Annotated in this window: 2 protein-coding genes; both read left to right on the forward strand. The window is 38.5% G+C overall.

Annotation, left to right across the window (positions count from 1 at the left end; genetic code table 11):
* The first annotated feature begins 61 nt into the window (after window positions 1-61).
* Window positions 62-367: a transposase gene (locus FHS57_RS31595; protein ID WP_183980806.1), complete on the forward strand. Its 306-nt coding sequence runs from the start codon at window positions 62-64 to the stop codon at window positions 365-367.
* A gap of 2 nt (window positions 368-369) precedes the next feature.
* Window positions 370-1281 carry a DDE-type integrase/transposase/recombinase gene (locus FHS57_RS31600; RefSeq protein WP_310587033.1) on the forward strand — a complete coding sequence of 304 codons (912 nt, stop codon included), beginning with the start codon at window positions 370-372 and terminating at the stop codon, window positions 1279-1281.
* Window positions 1282-1323 lie beyond the last annotated feature (42 nt).

Consider the following 1323-nt stretch of genomic DNA (forward strand, 5'->3'; position numbering starts at 1 on the left):
CTTTCCAGCCCGATAAAAGTTTGGACACAAAGCTAAGGGAATCTCTTAACTTGTAGTTCAAATGAGCAAACACCGCAAACGTTGGAGTGAAAGCGAGAAAAAAGCCATCCTCCAGTATTACCAAGAACACGGAGCCTCCTCTGCTGCCCGTCAATTTGAGGTTTCGACCTCCATGATTTACCGTTGGGCATCCGAACTATCCCCCTCCGTATTAAAAGAGGTTGAGACTACTATTTCAAGCAAAGAATATCATCGCCTTTTACGCGAGAATCAGGCACTTAAAGAACTGGTAGCTGAGAAGGAGCTTGAAATTCGTATAAAGGATGCCCTGTTAAAAAAAACTTCCCCACTCAGCAAGAGCGGCTGAGGGTGGCACAGGAATTCATTGAAACCCACTTGCCCAAGAATAAAGTGTTGGGTTTATGCTACATTGCTCGAAGTAGTTATTACTATCGACCCTCCGAGGGCAAACAGGGACGTAAGCCTTATGCAAAAGCAATTGATGAAAATGGAAAAGTTATTGATAATGAGTCTGTTATTAAATATATTCATGCGCTTTTCAATCACCCTTTTGTTGATTATGGTTATTACAAAACCTACATCTATTTGCGTAGAAAGAAGCGATTAAATATTAGCAAACATTTAGTTTATCGACTTATGAAAAGCCATCAATTACTGAGAAATCAATATGTTAATAGCTCGAAAAAATCTAAACGCAACTGGGTCAAAGATTTGCTACCGCAGGTCGAAATCGCCTTCTGCTACCTTGAATTTGACATTAAATTCGTATGGGTTGCAGGGCAAAACAGAAATATGCAAGTTTTGACTGTTTTAGATGTTTATTCCCGTTGGAATATCAGCCATCATATAGGTTATTCTATTAAATATCAGGATGTTATTAGCCTATTTGAAAGAATATTTGAACACATGAGGACTCCTGAAAAAATGTATGTGCGATGCGATAACGGAGCACAATTCATCGCCGAAATGGTTCAAAAGTATTTCAAAGACAAACAGGTCGTTCAGGAATTTACCAAACCTGCTACACCTCAACAGAACAGCCATATTGAATCGTATCATTCCATTATGGAAAGTGCTGTCTGTCAGAAGTTTGAGTTCAGTAATATAAGTGATGCAAAAAAAATAATGAATCAATTCCGTGATTTCTATAATTTTGAAAGAATTCATGGCGGAATCAATTTTCAGAGTCCTGCTGAGTTCCTTCTTCAAAATGGAATCGATATGAAAAATAGTCCCATTAACCGAGTTCCCATTCTCTAAAATAAGGGACGGTTTTCTGTCCAGTTTTTATCGGTCAGCACA

The sequence above is a fragment of the Runella defluvii genome, from assembly GCF_014195535.1.
Lineage (GTDB): Bacteria > Bacteroidota > Bacteroidia > Cytophagales > Spirosomataceae > Runella > Runella defluvii.

Bases quoted from the DNA above. Each gene is read 5' to 3' on its own strand.
- FHS57_RS31595 (WP_183980806.1), top strand. From the start codon at position 62: ATGAGCAAACACCGCAAACGTTGGAGTGAAAGCGAGAAAAAAGCCATC.